Raw genomic sequence first — 24,937 nt, 5'->3', positions numbered from 1 at the left:
TTAATTATCATCGTTTAATAGCCTTGCTAATTCCTCATCAGTAAGATCCGCATCTGGAAAATCAGTTACTGCATATGCTGAAGTTTGAGATACGTCATTGGTGATAAATGCTTTTAAATGTATTACCATTTCACTTGCTGCATTTTTAATATTAAACACATCAAATAATTCGTAATCACAGGACCACTGTAATATTAATTCGTCATCTTGTACCATGCCGACAATATCCAACAAGTGTGGTTGCCCCGCACTAGGATCGACATTGGCACTGGTTGTCGGAGTATCGTAAGAAAGAAGTAGCGCATTAGAATCACTTTGATTAAATTGACCAAGGTAATTGAAGCTAATAACCGGTTCTACCTGTTGATTTTTCATTTTTTGTGCAACATCTTTATTCAAATATTTCAAGATGCCGTAATCTACACCCTTATTAGGTATACGATGCAATATTTGTTTTACATATTTCAATGTTTCCGCTAAGTCCTTTTCGTTGCTTAATAATACCGGATACATGCTTGTGAACCAACCAATCGTTCTAGTGATATCGATATTTTGTACAACTTCTTCCCTACCATGCCCTTCAAGATTAATCCAAATATTTTCCACTTCAAGACTATTGGTTAGTGCCTTTGTTAATGCAGTCAAAAGTATTTCGTCAATTTGCGCACGGTAATTGGCTGTCACTTTAGTCAATAAAGCTTTGGTTTCTGTTGCATTTAAACTGACCGTGATTTTCTCCGAGATACCTGAATGTGTATGATTGACTTTAATCGGTAAAGAATCTGACTCGGTTTGTAAAGCATCTAGCCAATACTCTTTCGCTCCATCAATCTCAGTAGACGAGGAATAACGAATCAGTTCAGCTACCCACTCTTTATAAGAGGTGGTTTTGGCTGGTAAGCTTATCTGTTGTCCGCTTTCAAGTTGCTTATAAACCGTTTCAAGATCCTCTATTAATATTCTCCAAGAAACACCATCAATGGCAAGATGATGTACAACCAGGAACAATCTACCTTTCCCTGAATTATTTTGGAAATATACAGCCTTCCATATTGGTCCGTTTTCAATATCAAGACTACTTTGAGCAATACTTTCCTTTTTGTTAATAAAACTATGATATTCAACCCCATCTAGTTCAGAAACGTCATAAACCTCCAAATCAATTACCACATCGGCAGTTATATACTGTTTCCACTCCCCGCTCTCGGAAGATTTATAACGTAATCTTAGAACATCATGATGCTTCGATAATTCATGAAGGGATTTTCTTAATAAATCAATATCCAAACTTCTTGCAGTAGACAATGCCATTGACTGGTTCCAGTAATGCGGATTCGGGTACCGCTGTTCAAAGAACCATGATTGGATAGGTGCCAATGGAACATCGCCTGTTACAATACATTGTTCTGCATGTGCTTTTGGCATTTCTTTTGCTACATTAGCCAGCTCAACAACAGTTTGATATTCAAAGATCTGTTTTGGTGTTATCTGAATGCCCGCTTGACTAGCTCGGGATACAACTTGAATACTTAGAATCGAATCTCCACCACATTCAAAGAAGTTGTCATAAATCCCAATATTGCTCTGATTCAATACTTGTTGCCAAATCTCTACAAGCTTTCTTTCTCTATCGTTTCGAGGGGCAACATAACCACCAGTATCCTTCTCGATTTTAGGTTCTGGTAGTTTTTCCCTATCGACTTTGCCATTTGGTGTCAACGGGAATTCATCGAGAGTCAAGATGTACGCTGGAACCATATAGCTAGGTAACTTTTCTTTCAAATATTCTCGAATCTCATGTATGTTAAGTTCCTCTTTAGTCATGACATATGCAACCAATTGTTTGACATCATGATTTAATTCCCGAGTTATGACAACCACGTCTTCTACTCCTTCATAATTAATTAGAGTAGATTCAATTTCACCTAATTCGATTCTGTATCCACGAATTTGCACCTGGTCATCACTTCGACCGACAAATTCCAAACAACGATTAGGTAAATAGCGGACTAAATCCCCTGTTTTATATAAGCGTGCCCCTGGGCTTGAGTTAAATGGATGACGGATAAATCGTTCGTTTGTAAGCTCCGGTTGATTTAAGTATCCCTTTGCTAACGAAAGTCCGCCGATGTATAACTCTCCAACAACACCAATAGGCACAGGCTGCATGTACTGATCAAGCACATAGACTTCTGTATTGTCTATCGGATAACCTATCGGTGGTGCCTGGGTCGAATCTTTAGGCTCTATCAAGCACGCTGTTGTGACTACGGTGTTTTCCGTAGGTCCATAATGGTTGTACAACGAAAACGGAAGATCCTCACTTGGAAAACTATGAAGTTTATCTCCACCGGTAAGTAAAGCGCGCAAGTGTACATTTTTTGGCCAATCTAATTGAATTACCTTTTCCGCCAAAGGTGTTGGCAAGAAAGATATCGATATCTTATTCTTTACTAGCCAATCTTGGAGCTTCAATGGATCTAATCTTTCTTCATCTTCAGGCAAATAAAGAGCTGATCCGGAACATAGAGCCGGCCAAATCTCCCAAACTGCTGCATCAAACGCTATACCGGCAATATGTGATGTCCGGTCTTGCGAACTTAGTTCATAAGTGGTTCGATGCCAATTCACTAGATTTATTAGTGAGCGATGTGTAACCATTACGCCTTTAGGTTTTCCGGTAGAACCAGATGTGTAAATTACATAAGTAAGATTTTCTCCGTTCTTATCATGCAGACGAATATTTTCAGTTGAATATTGTGATAGATCCTTCTTTAGTTCATCCAAGAATACTATTTCGGATGGTAGTGATTCCGTTTTTTGCTGGAGTCCACTTTGACTAAAGATTATAGAAATATCACTGTTTTCCACCATATATTTGATTCGATCTGCAGGGTAGCTCGGATAAATAGGTACGTATGCTGCTCCCGCTTTTACCACCGCCAACATAGCAACAATCATATCGATTGAACGGTTCATACATATACCGATTCTATCTATCGCTGTGGAATCAGCCCGGCTGAGTAAATAATGAGCCAAGCGATTTGAATACTGGTTTAATTCTCGATACGTAATTTTTTCAAACTTTGATACGATTGCTGCATTTTCTGGGTTTTCTAAGACCTGTTCTTCAAACCAGTGATTAATCATTTCATAGTTTGGTAATGGAATCGTATTGTCATTCCAGTCCTTTAAAATTATCTGTTGTTCTTTCCCATCTATAACCGGAATATATACAACAGGTTTCTCTGGACTTTCAACAATGTTTGTTAACCAATGGTTAAAGTGTCTGGATAGCCTCTCTATTGTTTCTTCCTTAAATAAATCTGTATTGTATTCAAATGTAGCTTTTAATCCTTTACCTTGCTCGTTTATTCTTAAAGTTATGTCAAAGTTGGATAAATGTTGGCTTACTTCCCATTCGGTCAAATCTAAACCAAAGCACTTATCTTTCAACGACAAGTCCTTTTGATAAACAAACATAGTCTGATAAATAGGTGAGTAGCTCAAGTTTCTCTCAGGCTGTATTTCATCTACTAGTTTTTCAAAAGGTATATCTTGATTGATATATGCGTTCAACGCTTTGTTTCTTACTTCCGATAAAATGTCATTAAAAATCATTTCATCTGTTAGCTTCAACCGGAATGGTAGGGTGTTTACGAAGAAACCAATCAGCCCATCTATATCTGGATGGTTACGGTTCGCTATTGGACTACCCACGATAATATCATCTTGCCCTGTATATCTTGCCAAAAATCCTTGATATGCTGCTAACAGCGTCATAAACATGGTTGTCTCTTGTTGTTTGCTCAACTTTTCCAATTTATTTTTTAATGACTCTGATATTTCGAACGCAAATACTGTACCGTTATAAGTTTGAACTGGAGGTCTTGTGTAATCTGTCGGTAAATCTAACACAGGCAGTTTTCCTGTCAATTCTTCTTTCCAATACATTAATTGCTTTTCCAGCAAGCCATCTTCCAACCATTCCCGCTGCCAAACAGCATAATCGCTGTATTGGATAGCTAGTGGAGAAAGATCCGCATTTTCCTCGCCGATTTCCTCTTGATAGAATGCGAATAATTCTTCTACAAATATTTCCATCGACCAACCATCAGATATAATATGGTGCATAGTAAACAAAACAATATATTCTTTTTCAGCCAATTTCATTAAATGGACACGTAATAAAGGTCCTTCTTGCAAGTTAAAAGGTTGATTAGCCACCATTTCCGCATAAGATCTTGCTCTTTCATATTTAATCTCTTCGGTTAGGGAAGAGAAATCCTCCACTTCTATTACACATTCTTGAATTGGAGCAATAACTTGACTTGCCTTGCCGTCTATTTCTTGAATAGTGGTCCTCAGCGTCTCATGTCGAGCTATTAGTCGGTTGACACTTCTTTCTAGAGCCTCAATCTGTAATGCACCATTAATTTTAATTCCGAGTGGAATATTATATAGTGCACTTTGCGGTGTTAATTTATCAAAGAACCATAAACGCTGTTGTGCATAAGAAAGCGGAATGATTTCGTCTCTTGGTACCTTTTTTAGTTCAGGCAGTTTGTTATGGTTTTCACCAGCTAGTAATTTCTCAATTTCCATTGATAATTCTTTAACTGTTGTATACTCGAACAACGTACGTAAAGAAAGGTCTACCCCAAATGCTTCTCTAAGTCTTGAGACAGCTGCTGTTGCTAAGAGTGAATGACCACCAATTTCAAAAAACGAATCCGTAGAACCGATTTCGTCGACCCCTAATACATCAGACCAAATGATTGTAACTAGCTCTTCAATCGATGTCTTAGGTGCAACTTCTTCTTTTACTGTATGTTGTGGAATCGGTAATGCTTTTTTATCAATTTTTCCATTAGGAGTCAGAGGAAATTCGGTCATTTCGATTATATAAGCTGGAATCATATACTCTGGCAATTGTTCCAATAAGTAATCACGAATCTCCTGTTTATTTCCATTTCCATTAACCGTAATTACATATGCAACTAACTGCTTTTCTCCTAGTGAATCTTCCCTTACTATAACAACACAATCTTTTACCTCGGAGTGATTCAATAGCACAGATTCTATTTCTCCAAGTTCAATACGGAAGCCGCGAACTTTAACCTGATTATCAATCCGACTAACAAACTCAATATTCCCATCCGGTAAATATCGGACTAAATCTCCTGTCTTATACATTAATTTTCCATGTTGAGGATTAAACGGGTCAGGAATAAAACTTTCGCTTGTTAAATCGTCTTGATTGATATATCCGCGTCCTACACCTGCGCCTCCAATATACAGCTCACCTGCGACACCAATAGGAACAGGTCTTTGATAGTGATCCAATATATATAAGGATGTGTTTGCAACAGGTCTTCCAATTGGTGGTGCAGATTCGGATTCAGCATCACAGAAATACATCGTTGAACATATCGCCGCTTCGGTAGGTCCATAACAGTTGATGAATTTCCGTCCTCTACCCCACAACTTCACTAAATGTTGTGGACACGTGTCTCCACCAACCACAATGGTCTCCAGATCATCTAAATCTTCATAAGGTAAACTAGCTAATACGGAAATTGGCAATGTAACTAGAGTAACATGATGTTTCTTAATATAATCGATTAACTCATATCCGTATAAACTATCACCTTTATTTAAATAAAGTGTTGCACCCCCAACTAAGGTAGTCATAATTTCCGAAACAGAAACATCGAAATTCAAAGATGTAAATTGATACACGCGACTATCAGGATGAATATCGAACATTTCTATTTCATATTTGATAACGTTCACTACATTGCGATGTTCAATCATGACTCCCTTTGGTCTTCCTGTAGATCCTGAAGTATAAATGATATATGCCAAATTCTCTTCCGATACTCTTCCAACAATATTACTAGATGAATATTGAGTTAACTTATCGGCATCACGATCAATATACAACTTCTTCACTTCAGGGAATTTTTCCACAATACCAATATGCTCTTGTGTAATGATTAAGGAAATATCTGCATCCTTGATCATATAATCCAAGCGCTCTAATGGGTAATTAGGATCTAGCGGAACATAACATCCTCCCGCTTTCATAATCCCTAAAATACCTACAATCATTTCAACGGAACGTTTCACACTAAGACCGACTCTATCTTCTACTCCAACCCCCTCAGCTATCAGATAATTAGCTACTTGATTAGCTCTTTCATTTAACTCTCTATAGGTTACAAGCTCATTATCACAATTTATCGCTATAGCATCAGGAGTTTCTTCCACTTTCTCCTCAAACAACTCAAAAATCGTTTTATTCGATGGCATTGGTTGTTGAGTCTCATTCCATTTTTTGAGCACTTGATCTTGCTCATCTTTCGTCAGTACTTGAATCAGACTTAAATCACTATTCCGCTTTTCTATAAACTCCCTTAAAATTCCCATAAATTGAGAAATAATCAAATTGATTTTATCGAAATTGAATTTTTCTTTATCGAAGAGCACCTTAATCTCAAAACACTCATCAGGTGTTATAGAAATTCCTAAAGGGTACCCCAATTGTTCAATTCCTCTAATATCATGCACTCTAATATTAGACATTGAATATTTCTCAATTGGATAATTTTCATAAACAAACAAGCTCTTAAATAGTGGTTGACCTGGTAGTAGATCACCCCATCCTTGTATATCAACCAAGGAACTGTATTCAAATTGCAATGCTTCAATTTGCTGTTGTTGTAACTCACGAAGCCAATCTACTACTTTCGTATCTTGCGACAGTTTAATTCTTGCAGGAAGCGTATTAATAAACATCCCAACTGTTTTTTCAGCATATTGTAAGTCTGTAGGTCTTCCCGAGCTTGTTACACCAAACACCACATCATCTTCTCCGCTATAGCAACTTAACAGCATTGCCCACGCAGCTTGAAACAGTGTATTTGGCGTTAGTTTATTTTTCCGGGCAAATGATTGGATCGATGTTGTTAAATCCTTCGGAATATATGATATTTGTTCCCCATAACCAGTTTCAGGCTGAACTTCCGAACATTCCATACCTAGAGGTGTAGGTTCTGTAAAGCCCGAAAGTTTATTTTTCCAGTATTCTTTAGCCTTTATTTGGTCTTGCTTGCTCAGCCAATCGATATAAGTCTGATATTGAGGCGTATATTCAAATTGATAAGTTGTACCATTTACCTTTGATTCGTAATATGAAAATACGTCACGTAATATCAGATTCAAACTCCAACCGTCCAATATGACATGATGACTCGTCCATATGAATCGATACTGATTCTCAGCAAGTTTTATTAACATTAATCGCATGAGTGGAGGGTTGTCCAAATCGAATCCGCTTATTCTGTCTTTTTCCAATAATTGTTCAAACTCATCATGTTGATCAGAAATGGATAATTCCGACCAATCTATAAATGTTATAGGTAAATGTACATCCGAATACACAATTTGATATAAACTACCATCTTTTTCTTGGGTTATTCCTGTTCGCAAAGCGTCATGTTGATTCAAGACTTTCTGCCACGCTTCTTCAAAATAGTTTTCATTGAGTTCCCCTTCCATAGTTGCTATCCATTGAGTGACGTAATCTCCACTCTCATTATTTAACAAAGTATGGAAGGTCATTCCTTCTTGTAAAGGCGATAGTGGATAGATTGTTTTAATTTTTTTGTTTTTACTCTCCATTAAGTTGTCTAATTGTTGTTGGCTTAGATTAACTAGAGGAAAATCCGATGGTGTATAACCTATAACTTCAGACGCACTGCAGTACTCAATTAATTCCTTTAAATTATTCAAGAAACTGTTTGCTACTTTTTGAATCGTTGAATTAAAATATTGTTCATTGCTGTAATTAAAGGAAATACTTAGTTCGTCATTTATTATAATTCCAACAACTTCCAACAAATGTGCACGCCTTGCTCCTAAATCATAACTTCCTTCACTAAATGGAAGTACATCACTAATTAATCCAGAAATCGAATCGTTCTTAAACTGACCTAAATAGTTGAAACTTATTTCAGGTTCAAAACCATTGCTCAAAATCTCAGAAGTTTCTTCATTTATATACCGCAAAATCCCATAGTCAATTCCTTTATTTGGAATTCCTCGCAATGTTTCCTTGACTTGCTTTAAAGTGCTTTCTAATCCTTGATGAGCTTTTAAATGCACAGGATATAAGCTTGTAAACCATCCAACCGTTCTTGAAAGATCAACACCATCAATAATATCTTCTCTACCATGGCCTTCCAAGTTGATCCATAAACTGTCTTGACCAGACCATTCAGAAATAGTCAATGTTAAAGCTGTCAATAATACATCATCAATTTGAGTACGGAATGCCTTTGGCACATCTTTCAGTAGAGCCTTTGTTTCGCTCGCATTGAGAGAAACAATCACTTTTTCGACTGTTCGCTCCAGATTTTCACCTTTAGGGTTATCAATCGGAAGCCTATCAACATTTTCTTCCATTAAATCTAACCAATAAGGCTTAACTTGATCGATAGCAGAGGCTGTCGAATAATTTGTTAATTGGTTCGACCATTCTTTGAAAGACGTAGTTTTAGCTGGCAAATTAACTTTTTCACCATTTTCCAACTGAGTATAAACATTTTGAAAATCTTCTATTAATATTCTCCAAGAGACCCCATCTATCGCTAAATGATGAACCACCCATATTAAATGGCCTTTTGTTTTACTTTGTTTTAGATAAACTGCATTCCATAATGGTCCATTATAAATATCGATATTTCTTTGAGCTTTGTATTCCACATCCTTAATAATTTGTTCCTGCTGTTTTGAATCCTCCATGGAAATATCATAGTAAGTAAATGGTGGCTCTTTATCCGGTTCAGTAATATACTGGATTACCTGACCAGAATCTGCATATTCATATCGTAATCGTAATGCATCATGATGCTTTTCTAATGCAAAAAATGTCTGTTTCAACAATGCCTCATCCAATGATTTACGTGTGACCAAGATCATCGATTGATTCCAATGATGTGGATTCGGGTGATTCTGACTAAAGAACCAAGACTGTATTGGCGTTAATGGTAACTCACCTGTTACAACACGCTCATCATGTTTAGCAACTTTTGTTTCTTCCGAAACCTGAGCCAGTTCTATTATCGTTTGATGTACAAACATTTGACTTGGAGTAATGTTTATACCTTCTTTCTTAGCTCGTGACACTATTTGGATACTAAGAATTGAGTCGCCACCTAGCTCAAAGAAGTTGTCGTTCACTCCAATATTTTCCTGGTTTAATACTGATTTCCAAATTTCTAACAATTTCCGTTCACGTTCATTTCTCGGCATAACAATATCTTCATTTTTTCTATCAACTATAGGAGATGGTAAAGCCTTGCGATTAACTTTTCCATTTGAAGTTAATGGAAAACTTGGTAAGACCGAAATATACGCTGGAACCATATATCTTGGTAGCTTTTCCTTCATGAAGTTTCTTACTGATATCAAGTTTATTTCGTCATCACCAACAATATAGGCCGCTAGTCTTTTATCTCCCGGCTTAGCTTCAAATACCGTTGTTACGGCATCACGAACGTCTGGATATTGTTTTAAGACAACTTCAATTTCTCCTAATTCAATCCGGAAACCACGTATTTTCACCTGATGATCTGCCCGACCAATAAATTCTATCTTTCCGTCTGGTAAATAGCGTACAAGGTCTCCTGTGCGATATAACTTTTCTCCAGATTCTTGTTTGAATGGATGTGGAATGAAGCGCTCCGCAGTTAGTTCCGGTCGATTCATATAGCCTATCGCCAAGCCGTCCCCTCCGGCATATAACTCTCCAATCACACCCACTGGCACAGGTTGTTGGTTTTCGTCCAACACATACACCTCTGTATTCGCAATTGGCCGTCCGATAGGAATGGATGGACGCTCCAAGTCGGCTTCCTCTATCCTGTGGCAGGTTGTAAATACGGTGTTTTCTGATGGACCATATCCATTGATGATTTCTGTGCCTTCTAATGCCTCCATCGCCTTACGCACATGTGGTACGGATACTGTTTCTCCCCCGATGAGTAAATATTTCACTCCCTTCAGAGCTTGAAGGTTATGATCCACAAATACATTGAATAGCCCGGCCGTTAACCAAAGGATGCTTACATTGTGCTTTTGAATGACATTCTCATAGTCTTGTAAGCTCGCATTTCTCGTCGGGAGCAACACTAAACGGGCACCATTTAACAAGCTGCTCCAAACTTCCAATGTCGTTGCATCAAATGAAATACTTGCAACGTGTAAAAAGACATCATCCGATGTGATCGGAACGTAAGTTTCTCCCTTGACCAAACGTACTACTCCCCGGTGCGGCACACAAACACCTTTCGGTTTTCCGGTGGACCCAGATGTATAAATAATGTTGGAAAGTGCTGTTGCGCTAATGCCTTCTCTGAATATATTTGTTTTTTCTTCCGGCAAATCAAGCAAATCAATATTGACGATATCGACATCATAGGCTGCTTCATCTAAACCGGACTGACTAGTCGTCAAGAGTAAAGGCATTTCCGTTTCTTCAACGATATGCTTCAACCTTTCCTCCGGGTACTCCGGATCCAACCCGACATATGCGCCTCCGACTTTTAAGATTCCAAGCATACTCGCGATTTCTTCCAGCGAACGATTCATACATATGCCGATCGGATCTCCGATTTCAATACCTTGTTCGATAAGATAATGCGCAATCTGATTGGCACTTTCATTTAGTTCTCGATAGGTCACAGCCCCATCCTCGGTTTCCAAAGCAATTCCATCTGGTTTCAAGGATACTTGTTCTTCGAACAATTCGTGGATGGTTTTTTCCCGTGGATATTCTCTAGCTGTATCATTCCAATCCACCAGCATTTGCTTGGTTTCTTCCTCGGTTAAAATTTGTATATCTCCAAGAACCTTGTCCGAGTTATCGGCTATATTATTTAGCCAATTAATAAATTGTTTCGATAATCTTTCTATCCTCTGTTCTTCAAATAAATCAGTATTATACTCGAACTCTGCCTCCAATTCACCAGACTTTTCTTCAACTATTAAAGATAAATCAAACTTTGATGTCGTACGTTGGATTTCCAGTTCTTGAAACTCTAGCCCCTCTAATGCTATTTCGAAGTCTGGTGCATTTTGCAATACAAACAATGTTTGGAAGAGCGAGGAATAAGTCGCGTCACGTCCTGGCGCAACTTCATCAACTATCTTTTCAAAAGGTACATCTTGATTGGAATAGCCCTGTATTGCCTTTTCTCTAACAATTGCCAACAATTCTTTAAAGTTCATGTCAGAATTAATCTGTACTCTATATGGTAATGTGTTAACGAAAAAGCCAATTAGCCCTTCTATTTTTGAATTGGTTCGGTTAGCAATTGGACTACCGATCACGATATCCTCCTGGCCTGTATACTTATAGAGGAAACCTTGATAGGCGGCCAGTAATACCATATATAAAGTAGCATCCTCCATACGACCTACTTGCTTTAATTTATTTAATAATGATTTAGATATCTTGAATTTGTGTACAGCACCGTTATAAGTTTGAACTGCTGGTCGTTTATAATCCAATGGCAATTGGAGAACTGGCAATTCACCTGATAGCTCATCTTTCCAATACATTAATTGTTGTTCTAGAACTTCATCGTTCAACCATTCTTTCTGCCAAACTGCGAAATCCGCATACTGGAAAGGTAATGGTGGAAGATTGGCTTTACCTTCTCCGACTGCCTCTCTATATAAAGTGAACCATTCTTTTAAAAATACTCCCATGGACCAACCATCCGAAACAATATGGTGCATCACACAAGAAAGCACAAATTCTTTTTCACTTAATTTAAATAACTTCACCCTTAACACTGGACCTTTTTCTAAGTCAAATTCCTTGTCTGCTTCTTCTTTCACCATTCTGTCAACTTTCATTCTTTTCTCATTATCTTCTAAAGAAGAAAGGTCAATGACAGGAATATCCTGCTTTTTATATGGTGAAATGTTTTGATATGCTCGTCCATCTTCTTCATAAATCGTGGTCCGTAGAGATTCATGTCGCCTTATTACTTCATTTAATGATTTTTCTAAAGCATCAACAGATAAATCTCCTTTAATATCCCACGCAAAAGAAAGGTTATACAAATTACTCGATGAAGTTAATCGATCAATAAACCACATTCTTTGTTGAGCGAATGATAAAGGAATAGGTTCTGTTCTCTCTACCTTTTTTATTTCATTCCCTTCATCTGTTCCGACTGCTACTACATGATCAATATGGCTGGCTAATTGCTCAAGTTTTGGTTTTTCAAATATCACCTGAATCGGCAATTCAATCTGGAATTCTTCACTCAGTCTCGTCACTACTTGAGTTGCTAGTAAAGAATGTCCGCCTAATTCAAAAAATGAATCCATAACTCCTATCTTTTCCACATTGAGTACATCAGACCATACTTGTGCAACTGTTAATTCAGTAGCATTCCTTGGTTTCACAAATTCACTACGTTTAAAATTGTAATCCGGTTGAGGCAAACTCCTATAATCCAGTTTTCCATTTGGAGTAAGTGGAAACGACTCTATTTCAACAATATAAGCTGGTACCATATAGTCTGGTAAATGTTTGGATAAAAAAGCTTTCACTTCATCGTATAATACTTCTTTATCTGATATAACGTAAGCAACTAGTCGTTTATCTCCAGGAATATCCTCACGCACCGTAACCTTCGCATCTTGAATACCTTCATACTTCATTAATTGATATTCAATCTCACCCAATTCAATCCGAAATCCTCGGATCTTTACTTGCTGGTCAGCACGTCCAATGTATTCAAAGTTTCCGTCTGGATTCAATCGAACTAAGTCTCCAGTCCGATACAACTTTTCATTAGAATCCTTATAAAAAGGATTTTGGATAAAACGTTCTTCTGTTAATTCAGGTCGATGTAAGTATCCCTGTGCTAAACCCGGACCACCGATATATAATTCTCCTATGACCCCTATAGGAACTTGTTGTTTATTTTCATCCAAAACGAAAGCTTGGAGATCAGGTATTACTTTACCAATAGTACTACTTTGGCTAGATAACGAATCAGCTTTTGTAACTGGATAATAGGATACATGGACAGTTGTCTCTGTTATCCCATACATATTAATTAATTGTGGCGACTTATCATCATGTCTAGAAAACCAATCACTGAGTCGAGAAAAATCTAAAGCTTCGCCTCCAAAAATGATATAGCGCAGATTTAATTGATCTCTTTCAAATCCCGTTTTATATTTATCCACCTGTATGAGTTGGTAAAATGCCGATGGTGTTTGGTTTAGCACCGATACCTTCTCATTGATCAACATATTATAGAATTTATCCGGAGACCGGCTATCAAGATATGGAACAACTAGAAGCCTTCCTCCATATAGTAATGCTCCCCATATCTCCCATACAGAAAAATCAAAAGCATAAGAATGAAATAATGTCCAAACATCGTTTTCATCGAAACGATACCAATGGTCAGTTGATTCAAATAGTCTAGTTACATTTCGATGTGTGATTTTAACCCCTTTTGGTTTACCTGTTGACCCGGAAGTATAAATAATATATGCAAGTTCATCTAAGCCGACTTCTATAGTAGGGTTTTGTACACTTTGACTTTCAAAGGTTTCTGTATGATCCAAACATATTGTATTGGTATTTACATGATCGAACATTGATAAAAGTTTTTCTTGCGTTAGGACAAACGGTACTTTCGTATCATCGATGATATACGCTAGACGCTCCTTAGGATTGACAGGATCGAGTGGGACATAGGCACAACCAGCTTTCAAAATACCAAGAATTCCAATAACAGTCTCTAAGGAACGTTCTACTGATAGGCCAATGAGTGTACCAGGTGAAATGCCATTTTCAATTAGATAATTTGCTACTTTATTTGCTTTAACATTCAACTCGTCATAAGTAAGTTGTTCATTTTCAAATGTAATTGCAACTTTCTGTTTTCTTTTAAGAACCTGTTGTTCAAACATACGATGTAAAGGCATATCAATAGATACAGTGTTGTCATGATATTTATTTTTATTTACTAAGTCTAATCGAGCTAATTCATCATTTGTAATGTAAGGGATTTCACACAACCTTTTATCGTAGTAAGTTACTATTTTATCCAAAAATTCAGTAAAACGATTGAATAGTTTTGAAATAATCGACTGATTAAAGATTGAACTATTATAAAAAAGATAAAAATATATATCTTTTCCAATATAACATTGTAATGTAAGCGGGAAATGTTCCCCTTTCCTTACTTGGAAATTGTTCACTCGTTCCAAATTCCTATTCCGCATTATTTCGCTTAAATTTTTAACCTCTATGAAACCATCTAATTCTAAATGATTCATTTCATCAATAACATCTTCTGATGGAAAAAGAAGCAACTCTTTTTCATATTTACTTTCCAACTCCTTTACCCAAGAGGTGAAGGTTTGTTCTAGTGGAACTGTTACAACCTTAGGATAACTTTTATTCAAGTATCCCAAGAATCTATTACCTTGAGTTTCAAAAAAGTTACTTCTCATACTAGAAGATGTACCATAGAGAATTTTCTTCTGTCGAGAAAAACGAGTTAACATGAATGTCCATGCCGCTTCTAATATTACTTCCATACTTATATTATGCTCGACCGAAAACTCACGGAGCTTAGTATAATCATCATATGACCATTTAAATGATTCATTTTTCCAACCTCTAGCATCAATAGTTTCAATATTCTTCCGATCAAGAGTTAAGATCCCGTTAACTGAGTTTTTTATAATTTCATCCCAATGTCCACTTTGATCTTCATCGTTTCTTTCAATAAAACCATGTTCAAATATACCAGTGTTCGGGAGATTTGGTTTATCCCCTTTACAAATAGAATCATAGTAACTCAGCCATTCATCTACCACTATTAAAAGACTATCGACATCAAACAATGTTGTTGATTTTTTTATTTCTAGCATAAACGAGTCAGCACTCTTATAACTTAATTGAATATCTAAATCCGAATCGGCGTTAATATTTCGATAGCTCTGTTGATTTTCTTCTAAATCTCCTGGGTATAGCCTATATGAAACTTTATAATTGTAATCCGCAAAAAACTTCTCTAGAACCGAATTCATAGCTTTCTTAAGATATTCCATGTTAGGATTTTCAAGTTTAAATTCAATTAATAAAGTAACTCCTCCCTCAGATTCTTTCTCTATCCAAGGGTTTATTTGTTTGATATCCCGTTCATTTTGTGTAGCAAATAACAAAACGCTCACTATCTTCAACTCCTCTTAATAATAGAATGATTACTGTGATTTATTTTTTAATTAATTAGATCGCTAACTGCTTCAACAATACTATCTTTAAGTTCGGGATAACATTGAACCCCATCAACAGTTACTATTTTTCGAAACTCTTCAAGCAAATGTTGAGTAACCTTTCCGGGCTTACCATCACCTATTATTCTTCCATCTACTTCAATAACCGAAATGACTTCAACTGCTGTACCAGTTAAAAATACTTCTTCAGCTATATAGACGTCATGACGCGTAAAAGGAACTTCTCTAACTTCATAATTGAATTTTTGAGCCAGATTTATTATTGTGTTTCGGGTAACTCCCTCTAATGCCCCCAGATATACTGGCGGGGTATAAATTACTCCATCTTTAACTATAAATATATTGTCAGTAGATCCTTCTGTTACATATCCTTCGTCGTTCAACATTAACGCTTCATGAACTCCTGCTTGATTTGCCTCTATTTTAACAAGGATATTATTTAAATAATTCAATGATTTGATTTGAGGACTTAAAACATCCGGATGATTTCTTCTAGTCGAAACCGATCCGACCTTTAACCCTTTTTCATATAGTTCATCTGGAAACAATGCTAATTTTTCTGCAATAATGATTACTTGTGGATGAAGACAAGTTTCTGGATCAATGCCTAGATTTCCGGGTCCTCTAGACACAATCAATCTTATATACGCACTTCTCAAATCGTTTTTTCGAACGGTCTCGACAACCAAGTCTTGTAATTCTTCTTTGGTGTATGGGATTTTTAACATAATTGATTGTGCAGATTGAAATAACCGTTCCAAGTGCTCCTCCAATTTAAAAACGTTTCCGTCATAAACGCGGATACCTTCAAATACACCATCACCATACAAAAACCCATGATCGTAAACAGAAACTAAAGCATCCTCTTTTTTTACAAATTGATTATTAAGATAAATCCATTGATTACTCAATACGAGCATCCCCCTATTATATATATTTTTATCATCTCATATAGTAAGTTCATCAACTTGATACATATCAAAATATAGCAATCATTTTATCGTGTTGATTGATACAGTTGCAGTAAAGATTTTGCCTTTACTGACTTCAATGATTGATAAAACTACAGTACTGTATCAATCAAGCTCTACTCCATTGCATAAAGTTCCGGTAAATGAAATTGAGTTCTAGACATAGGAGAGAGGAAAACCACAAATATATTTATCTATATCTAATACAATATCTCCTAAAAACTCTTAGAGGAATGGGGGGGTTATCAAAGTTGGCCAACACTTTGATCTCATATTCTCTGAGATTGATATAAAGGGTCATAGAAATATCCTTTCCATTTATTAGGAATGCGAGTATTCTGTATGTTCCGTGATTCCCCCCTTATATTTACATGACTTTCTGTATCAGCTGCTTACTAAGGCACTTCTTCCACTCCTTTCCCCCTGTTTCGTAATATAACAATCTAATTAAATGATATTTATTTAGAATTATATTTTTTATACATTTTCACTATACTTATTCTTCAGAAAATTTAACGGACTTTTTTCCATACTTTTTTGTATTATCCCATCCAATTTACTAAGCCTTTTATTTCGTTCTTTCAACAATCTTCGACTTCCTCTTTATTTTTTGTTAGTTTGGAGAAATTACTCACAAAGACAATCAACTTGTTGAATTACCTGTTTTTTCGCAACGCTATCATCTAAGATATAATGTGTCAATAACTAACTTCCCGATATGTCATATAAGAGGAAAATAACAATATGTAGCTAGTTTTAAACGCAATTTTCAAATATGTTTTTTTCACATAGGATTCTATCATCTAAGATTTAATTTGTCAATAACCTCTCGACATTTTCATATATGAGGAAAATAACAATATATAGATAGCGTTAAACACAATTCTAAAATATGTTTTTTCTTTATATAAGAAAATAATCAGAATTATAGACAAAAATTTATTTTTTACTACACAAACATAAAAGGAGACTGGGACATAACATAATCGAAAGAATAAAATCCGAACAATCTACAATAAGTGCTTCAAGCCCTCTGGAAATATACTTCGCACCTGATGAGCGGCTGGTGAGCCTCCTCGTGGGCAAGGCCCGCTGCGGGGTCTCACCTAGGCCGACCGACGCACAGGACGTTAGCGTGCGGCGTTGGTCACAGGACGTGACCGTTTTTAGCCGACCTCCCGCAGGAGTCTTGAGTATATTTCCGGAGCTAATGAGTGGAATTGTTCGGATTTTTCTATAGTTGGAATAGTTATGTCCCAACCTCACTGTTAAAAAATATCTCCAATTTTTAAATTTGATGCCAGTTACCTATACGTGAGAACCGATGCCCACCAACATAATGAATCTCATTCGAATGCAAGTGAAGTAGACTGTTTTATTAGTTTGGTTCATAACTCTCAGGTCTTCAGTAATTAAAAAAGAAATAGTGGGTAAAATCATACACCGATGATCTTACCCACCACTCTGAATGAAGCAAAGCCGAATAGTCGCTTCAAATGTCGGAAATCGTTGACTCTTAACAATAATTATATTAAAACCTTTTTTAACCGATTGAGCAATAAAACAATTGTAATTACAACCATCAGCAAAACAATAACAGTCGCCAATAGCGATTGGACATTCAACCAAATTAGCCCAAAATGAATGGCAGCAATAATAAGTAAGATGGGCAATCCATAAATCAAGCTAATTAATACATTCGTGTTAGATTTCGCAGCTACGGATGGATTTTCCCACTCCGTCAGTGGATTTCTCATGTCATAGACTGGAGTTAACAAGTTATAGCAAATAATCAATCCAGAAATAATCATGAACAGTAACAAATGTTCGACTTCCCAAAACCCAAAAATTGCAAACAGAAGAAAACTTAGAAGCAAAGCAATAATACCCATTGTTGATGAAATGATCACCTTGGAAAAATATACGAGATTAGAATCAAGTGGAGTACACTTTAATAAATAATGGTATTTCCCTTCTCTGGAATAAGGTGTTCCACTTACATTATTCATACAACAAAAAAATAAGACGAGATATGAAAAATAAATATCAAATGTTTCGTCTTTCGTGACGTTCAAAAAATCCGGCAATGCATCAAAATGCAATAACGTCAGTAAAATAGCTGAGATAATTGGTGCTAATAAAACCCCAAGTAATACTTGCATTTTAAAGTATGCCTCAGATTGAATCACCCATATTTCCCTTTGCAAATAATTACTCCATTTATTTTTAGAAATATAAACTCTTGAACCTTTCCATTGTGATTTATTATTTTCCAATAAGGCATTTTTAAAATAATTGACGGAAATGTTTTCAATTGTAAAATATGAAAGCAAAAGAGTGGTTATAATTAATACTACATAAACCAGAATTAAATGTAGGCTGACTTTATTTGATACAAAGAATTCAACGATCGAGTCTATCCAAGGCATTAAACTAGCAGTTTCAAAAAGCTGGATCAGTATATATTTTGCAGCATTTATGAATCCATCTTTGTAAGTATGATTCAAAAGACCTGATTCTATTACAAAATATGCTATAAATATAATAGGGATTAGCAACATGGTAACAACATTCAACAGTAAATAAGAAACTCTACTTTTAAATTTTGCATAAAACCTATGGATACAAGATAGGACGAATAACAAAAACATGGCAATTAATCCAATAAGGACTGGTAAAAATATGATTAACTTAAGCGCTTCAATAAACTTAAAATCAATGAGTAAAAATCCTATAGTCGGCAGCTGGAGGATCATCGTCAAGAAGATTGGTACAAATAGACTACTCACTACTTTAGCTGTTGAAATTTTTCTATATGATAAGGGTAGAGATGCTAACATCTTAAATTCACTAAATGCAAAAGCTTGTGTTGTCGATAAATAACAAGTCAAAATATAAACTAGAAGGATCGAGAAAGCCAAGTTATAAAAAATTAATAGTTGAGAATCCATAAAGTAATAAACCAGGAAATTTATGACAGTCAGTTGGAATAAAACATAAATTATCGCAATAATTAATACTACCTGTTGAATCTGCTGCTTTGGTTTCTTGTAAAAGGAAGAAATAAAAAACTTAGTTAACTGGAATTGAAGGTTTTCTTTCATAAACTTACGCCTCCATGAATATTGATTCCAATGATTTACTACCTGTTATATTCTTTATCTCATCATGTAGAATAATTTTGCCTCCTTTTAAAATGGCAACCGTAGTACAAATTTTTTCCGCGATATCCAAAAGATGTGTTGAAAAGATTACAGTTCCCCCCTGATCGACATAGGATTTTATTAAATCCTTAAAAACAACCACTGCATTAGGATCAAGACCATTTAATGGCTCATCCATAATGATGATTGGTGGATTAATTGTAAAGGCTGCAATCAGAGACATTTTATGCAACATCCCATAAGAGTAGGTTCCAATGGGTTTATCAATGGATTCCTGCATTTGGAATACTTGTACATACTCCTCTAACTTATTATTTTCTTCTATTTCATACAAATTCATTAAAAAATGTATCCAGTCTAATCCTGAAACATTTTTAAACACATTTACAGTATCCGGTATGAAAAAATATTGCTTTTTATAATCTAATCCTGCTGTTTGGTTTAACCCATTAATTTCCACTACTCCACTCTCATAATCCAACATACCGGTAATGATATTTAATGTGGTTGTTTTCCCAGCACCATTTGCCCCGACAAAACCTAAAATTTCCCCTTTTTTAACATTCAAGTTCACACCTTTTAAAACCTGCTTTTCCGAATAACTCTTTTTTAAATTGGAAATATTCAACAAATGAATCACCCTTTCCTTACTTTAAACGGATTAATCAATATTATATTTTTTATTAGCAATCCACATCTTCGCGAAATTCATTACGATTGCTGACAATAATAAAGTTATCAATACACTCCATACAACACTCATATCGATATCAGCAAAAACCAGAGCTTCCTTCGCATATTCACTCATACTCGCTGGATTCAAACGATCAAGCAAAGGGTTAAGGCCGACGATCATTCTAATTCCTAAAAGAACAGCAATAGAAATTAATGCTATAACACCTTGGCTGTTAAAGAAAGTACTAACCATAGTTGTAAATGATACAACAAATAAAACCCACAACAAATAAAATAATAATGCAACTATTAAACTGGTAAAAGGTATACTTGTAAACAAGAAATTGGTGTATATATAAGAAACAACATACCCCAATGCTACACTGCCAGCAACGAACATATAGTTGGAAAAAATTTTACTACTAATATAAGATTCGACTTTAACTGGTCTTGTCAGAATAAAACCTAGCATTCCATTTGCTTTATCTGATTGTACCACTCCCATCATTGAGATAACGATGATGATGACACCAAGTTGATCGAACTGCGATTCCAATGTACTGGCAAGTATTTCATTCCCCGCTATATCTTTCATACTTGAATCAATGATAATCCCCTGGCCTCCACCAAACGCTTCTAATATATAGGGTAAATAATAGGTTACAACTGGTTGTGTGATTCCCAAAAATATAAAAGCTAATGGTAGCCATACAATTTTAAGTTCTCTTATGAACTGTAAGGTTTCCTTTTTAGTTAAGATTGCAAATTGCTTCACTTTTCCACCACCATTTTTAAGAATATTTCTTCAAGTGTGTCATTAGCTATTTCAAATTTAACGATATCAACATGGTGTTTTAATGCATTTTCCAATAACATCCTTTTGTTTACTTTAATGTTTTCTACCTCTACTTTTAATTTATTTCCTGTCAACTCAACATCTTTCACATAATCCAAATTCTTGATGTGTTCAATCCAATCCTCACGATCATTAGATAATTCAATACGTATTTTATTTTGACTATTTCTATTCAATAATCCTATCATAGTTGTATCTTCTATTTTTTTACCGTTTTTCACGATGACAAGTCGCTCACAGATTTCTTCCACGTCTCCTAAAATATGAGAAGATAATAAAATGGTTGTATCTTTCTTTATTTCATCGATAATGTTCAACACTTCTCTGCGGCCTATCGGATCCAATGCTGAAACAGGTTCATCCATCAATATTAAAGAGGGTTTATGTAACAGTGCTTGTGCTATGCCTAATCGCTGTTTCATTCCACCAGAAAATGTACTGACCCTTGAATTCTCTTCTCCACTTAAACCCACTTTTGATAAAATTTTCGGAATAGAAGTTTTCAATTCTTTTTTATCAAGACCGGATAACTGTCCCATAAAGAAAAGCGTTTCAGTTGCAGTCATCCATTGAAAAAAATTCGGATATTGTGGCAAGTAACCAATTTGTTTTTTCATGTCAGATATTTTTTTTCCATCCAATAATACTTCACCCGAAGTGGGATTCATAATATCCGAGATGATCTTAATCAACGTGGTTTTCCCTGCTCCATTTGGTCCAATTAATCCTACACATTCCCCAGAGTTGATAGCTATTGAAAAATCATTGACAGCAATTTTCTCATTAAATTTTTTAGTGACGTTTTTAACTTCCAATTTCATCGTTTGTCACTATCCTTTCTCCCTATAATAAAGTAAAGTATGGGTCCTAGTGGAATAACTAAAATGATAACAATGGTCCATACAAGTACATTTTTTCTCCTACTTTTGTTTCGGTATAGATCCACTAATGCAAAGATGATGAACAACAAAATGATTACGATGATTGGCAATATCACTGGAGAAAGAATGTCGAAATCCATATTATTTAGGTCAAGATTCGGTTTTATTTTAATCACCTCCACTAATTATCGTTATTGATAATGATAACATGGTTAAAAGTAAATTGCAATAATTATTTTCATTATTTATAATGATAATGAAAGAGGTGATAAGATGGATAATAAAATGGAGATTCTAATGCATCCCGTAAGAATGAAAATTTGTCTTGCTTTAATGGGGAATAAAGAGAATGGCCTAACTCCTCTGGAGATGGTAAAAGTCATAAAAGATGTACCACAAGCAACATTGTATAGACACATACAATCTATGGTGGAGGCTGATGTCATTCAAGTGTTAAAGGAAAAAAAGGTTAAATCAGTGACTGAAAAGTATTATGTGTTAAATGAAGATTATGCAACATTGGATAAGAATGAGTGGGGAAAGGTCTCTGCAAAGGAGAAGCTTGATTATATATCTTATTATCAATTATTGCTTTTATCCAAATATCAGCTTTATCTACAAAAGCTGGAAGAGGAAAATCGTACGGACGATAATTCTACATTTTCTGTAGTGGAATTTCAATTGGATGAAGAACATTTCACACAGTTCCAAAATGAATTAAACAAACTGGTAACTAAATATTACCACGCTTCCAGTAAGAAAAAGGAAAAAAGTACCCCTACCCAAACCATCGGTATTACTATTATTCCGGATAGTTAAATACCTTGTTACGGTGCCATAAACCGCACGTTGTGGCGAGGGTCAAAGGTTCTTGTTTAAGGATTTCATATAACTAAATTTCAAATCCACACTTGAAATATAAGGACACCTTTTTTATAGATAAATTTTAAAAGGTGTCCGTTTTTGTGCACTTAAACATTGGTGAGTCTGAAATATATTTTTGTACATCTAATCGAGACGCATGGATGATATGTCAACATTAAACCAAACAATAAAGAAAAGGACAAAGAAATAATTGCACCATTACATATAAATTAGAACGTACTTAATAACGTCAATAAATATGACAGCATTAATATTTATTTTTTTCTATTTTTTCTTCATTAGGACACACATGAAAAACTCATTTATATTTTCAGTAATTGGTGGCCTGTTAAAGACAATGTTGAAAATATACATTTCATATCCCTTTACAACATCTAAATCCCAAAATTCCTCTTCAGGTTCTAGTTCAAGTGTAGAAAGATTCAGGAGTATATCAATTACATAGGCTTGATACAAAAAATAATTATATAAAGATAATAATGTTTCATTTTCATTAGGATATACCCCTGTTATTGTCTCTAATAATTCTATTTTTTCATGTGATAATCCTAAGATTGCACTACAAGTTATATAAAATAATTTTTTTGTAGAAATATTACTCGCTGTATTATCATAGTTAACCAAAATATCATATGCCCTTTGAACAGCTTCAACTTTAGATGAGACATTTTTTATAATATTTTCAAGTTCGTTAAAATCTTTATAAGTTATCTTCACATTTCTTTTGAGGCTCTTCGCTGTTTAATGTTGAAAAAACAGGTTACCAGTGCCCATAGGATTCTATCATTTCCTTGTTTGCCACCGGTATTATCTTAGATGTAGGATAGGTTGTCAAGGAAAGCACTTGACAGCCTATCCTACATCTAAGTGCTGGTCGCTAAGCAAACAAGAAAGGATAAAACAAGTCATGATATACCAATAAGATCAAGTTTATTAACCGTTGCATAGGCCATGGCAATAAAATTATCGGCTGTTCGGTATCCACGAGCCTTTCTTTTGGTAGCCTGAACTAAACTGTTTATTCCTTCAAGAAGGCCATTGGTCATCTTTGTAACAAACCATCTTAAGATTCCGCCTTTATGTTGTTTTAGTGTTTTTGCAACTTTAATCATTGGTTCTAGTCGGGATCGAATAGCCCAGCTATGCCATTCATCAAAATACAATTCAGAAAGGATTGGGTGTTTAGTCCACATTTTCTGAAGCGATAGTTTCATGCGATAGGCACGGCCTGTTGCCAAATCCAAATCCTTTAATTTAGCCAATTTACTTCCTTGTTTTTCTGTTAGGTTTTCGGGGTTCTTCAGCCAAGCGTATCGTGAATTTTTAAGTTCTGGCTGTGTAGCTTGTTCTTGTTTTCGTACCTGATCTAATGCTTCATTTACCATTTTCATGACATGAAATTTATCAAACGTAATCGTTGCATTCGGGAATTTCTCTTCAATACCCGAAATAAAGGCTGGTGACATATCGCAACAAAATTCTTTAATCTGGGAATGTAAAACCCCTTTACTGTCTAGAAACTGGCTAAACACCTGCAGTACATCTGCACCTTTACCAGTAGTAGCGAAAATTAAGCGTTTGGTATCCATATCAATAAAAAATGTCACATATTTATGGCCTTTTGCTCGTGATGTTTCATCCATCGCTATACGAGTGACATTAGATACATCTATGTTTTCCATGGCTTTGTTGACATAATATTTAAATACTCGCCAAAGGCGCGTATCATGTTCGCCTACTTCACGAGCTACGGCAGCGACAGGCATTTCAACCATTAGCGACAACACATGGTGCTCAAATAATAATGAAAATCCAGCTCCTGGACGTGCCCAATCAATGACAACCGTACGTATTTTACCGCATGACTCACATTTTACTCGTGGCATTCTGGCATGGAGAATGGTCTTGTATTGCCAAAAATTTAGATGTCTCCAAGTCCGGTCTTGATCTTGTATATCATGAACTTTACATCCCGTTTTACCGCAATTAGGACAAGAAAATTCCGCTCCTGATTGATATTCAATATAAATGTGTAAGGTGTTTTCTTCTTTAGCTAATTCATTATGGAAAACATACCAAGGTTTAGGTATTTCTAACGCATCTTGGAATACATTATACTCTTCTTCAAAGTTTTTCATAAGACTATCACCCCAGGTA

General features: G+C 35.5%; 10 protein-coding genes. 1 reads left to right on the top strand and 9 read right to left on the bottom strand.

What is annotated here, in order from left to right:
- From NSQ14_RS08830 to NSQ14_RS08800, 7 genes are all read right to left on the bottom strand, one after another.
- Nucleotides 1-15,285 (bottom strand): non-ribosomal peptide synthase/polyketide synthase, encoded by a 15,285-nt coding sequence (locus NSQ14_RS08830; RefSeq protein WP_346217083.1) that lies wholly within the window; start codon nucleotides 15,283-15,285, stop codon nucleotides 1-3.
- A gap of 47 nt (nucleotides 15,286-15,332) precedes the next feature.
- Nucleotides 15,333-16,259 (bottom strand): branched-chain-amino-acid transaminase, encoded by a 927-nt coding sequence (ilvE, locus tag NSQ14_RS08825; RefSeq protein ID WP_041845960.1) that lies wholly within the window; start codon nucleotides 16,257-16,259, stop codon nucleotides 15,333-15,335.
- A 1,586-nt stretch (nucleotides 16,260-17,845) separates the two neighbouring features.
- Nucleotides 17,846-19,423 (bottom strand): hypothetical protein, encoded by a 1,578-nt coding sequence (locus tag NSQ14_RS08820; RefSeq protein ID WP_034770137.1) that lies wholly within the window; start codon nucleotides 19,421-19,423, stop codon nucleotides 17,846-17,848.
- A gap of 4 nt (nucleotides 19,424-19,427) precedes the next feature.
- Entirely contained in the window at nucleotides 19,428-20,111 is a 684-nt protein-coding gene (locus tag NSQ14_RS08815) for an ABC transporter ATP-binding protein (protein ID WP_052514553.1), read from the bottom strand.
- 33 nt (nucleotides 20,112-20,144) lie between these two features.
- Nucleotides 20,145-20,933 (bottom strand): ABC transporter permease, encoded by a 789-nt coding sequence (locus tag NSQ14_RS08810; RefSeq protein WP_034770142.1) that lies wholly within the window; start codon nucleotides 20,931-20,933, stop codon nucleotides 20,145-20,147.
- Nucleotides 20,930-21,835 carry an ABC transporter ATP-binding protein gene (locus NSQ14_RS08805; protein WP_034770145.1) on the bottom strand — a complete coding sequence of 302 codons (906 nt, stop codon included), beginning with the start codon at nucleotides 21,833-21,835 and terminating at the stop codon, nucleotides 20,930-20,932. The genes NSQ14_RS08810 and NSQ14_RS08805 overlap by 4 nt, the downstream gene beginning before the upstream one ends.
- Nucleotides 21,832-22,035, bottom strand: coding sequence for a PLD nuclease N-terminal domain-containing protein (locus NSQ14_RS08800; RefSeq protein WP_095142587.1), 204 nt, complete (start codon nucleotides 22,033-22,035; stop codon nucleotides 21,832-21,834). Before NSQ14_RS08800 ends, NSQ14_RS08805 begins: the two co-directional genes overlap by 4 nt.
- A gap of 133 nt (nucleotides 22,036-22,168) precedes the next feature.
- On the opposite strand from NSQ14_RS08800, the gene NSQ14_RS08795 reads away from it, so the two are divergent.
- Nucleotides 22,169-22,714 carry a helix-turn-helix domain-containing protein gene (locus NSQ14_RS08795; RefSeq protein ID WP_346217082.1) on the top strand — a complete coding sequence of 182 codons (546 nt, stop codon included), beginning with the start codon at nucleotides 22,169-22,171 and terminating at the stop codon, nucleotides 22,712-22,714.
- 330 nt (nucleotides 22,715-23,044) lie between these two features.
- Here NSQ14_RS08795 and NSQ14_RS08790 read toward each other — a convergent pair whose 3' ends face one another.
- Entirely contained in the window at nucleotides 23,045-23,497 is a 453-nt protein-coding gene (locus NSQ14_RS08790) for a hypothetical protein (RefSeq protein WP_326973550.1), read from the bottom strand.
- Nucleotides 23,498-23,685: 188 nt separating this feature from the next.
- Complete coding sequence (locus tag NSQ14_RS08785; RefSeq protein WP_033827106.1) at nucleotides 23,686-24,918, bottom strand: ISL3 family transposase; 1,233 nt, start codon at nucleotides 24,916-24,918, stop codon at nucleotides 23,686-23,688.
- Nucleotides 24,919-24,937: the final 19 nt, after the last annotated feature.

Origin of the sequence: Caldifermentibacillus hisashii, assembly GCF_039654145.1 — a bacterium.
GTDB lineage: Bacteria > Bacillota > Bacilli > Bacillales > Caldibacillaceae > Caldifermentibacillus > Caldifermentibacillus hisashii.
The sequence above is the reverse complement of the archived record's forward strand: the minus strand, read 5'-3'. Positions and strand labels throughout refer to the sequence as shown.

Excerpts from the sequence above, each read along its gene's own strand:
- NSQ14_RS08795 (WP_346217082.1), top strand. The coding sequence starts at position 22,169 with ATGGATAATAAAATGGAGATTCTAATGCATCCCGTAAGAATGAAAATT.
- NSQ14_RS08805 (WP_034770145.1), bottom strand. The coding sequence starts at position 21,835 with ATGAAATTGGAAGTTAAAAACGTCACTAAAAAATTTAATGAGAAAATT.
- NSQ14_RS08820 (WP_034770137.1), bottom strand. The coding sequence starts at position 19,423 with ATGAAAGAAAACCTTCAATTCCAGTTAACTAAGTTTTTTATTTCTTCC.
- NSQ14_RS08800 (WP_095142587.1), bottom strand. The coding sequence starts at position 22,035 with ATGGATTTCGACATTCTTTCTCCAGTGATATTGCCAATCATCGTAATC.
- NSQ14_RS08785 (WP_033827106.1), bottom strand. The coding sequence starts at position 24,918 with ATGAAAAACTTTGAAGAAGAGTATAATGTATTCCAAGATGCGTTAGAA.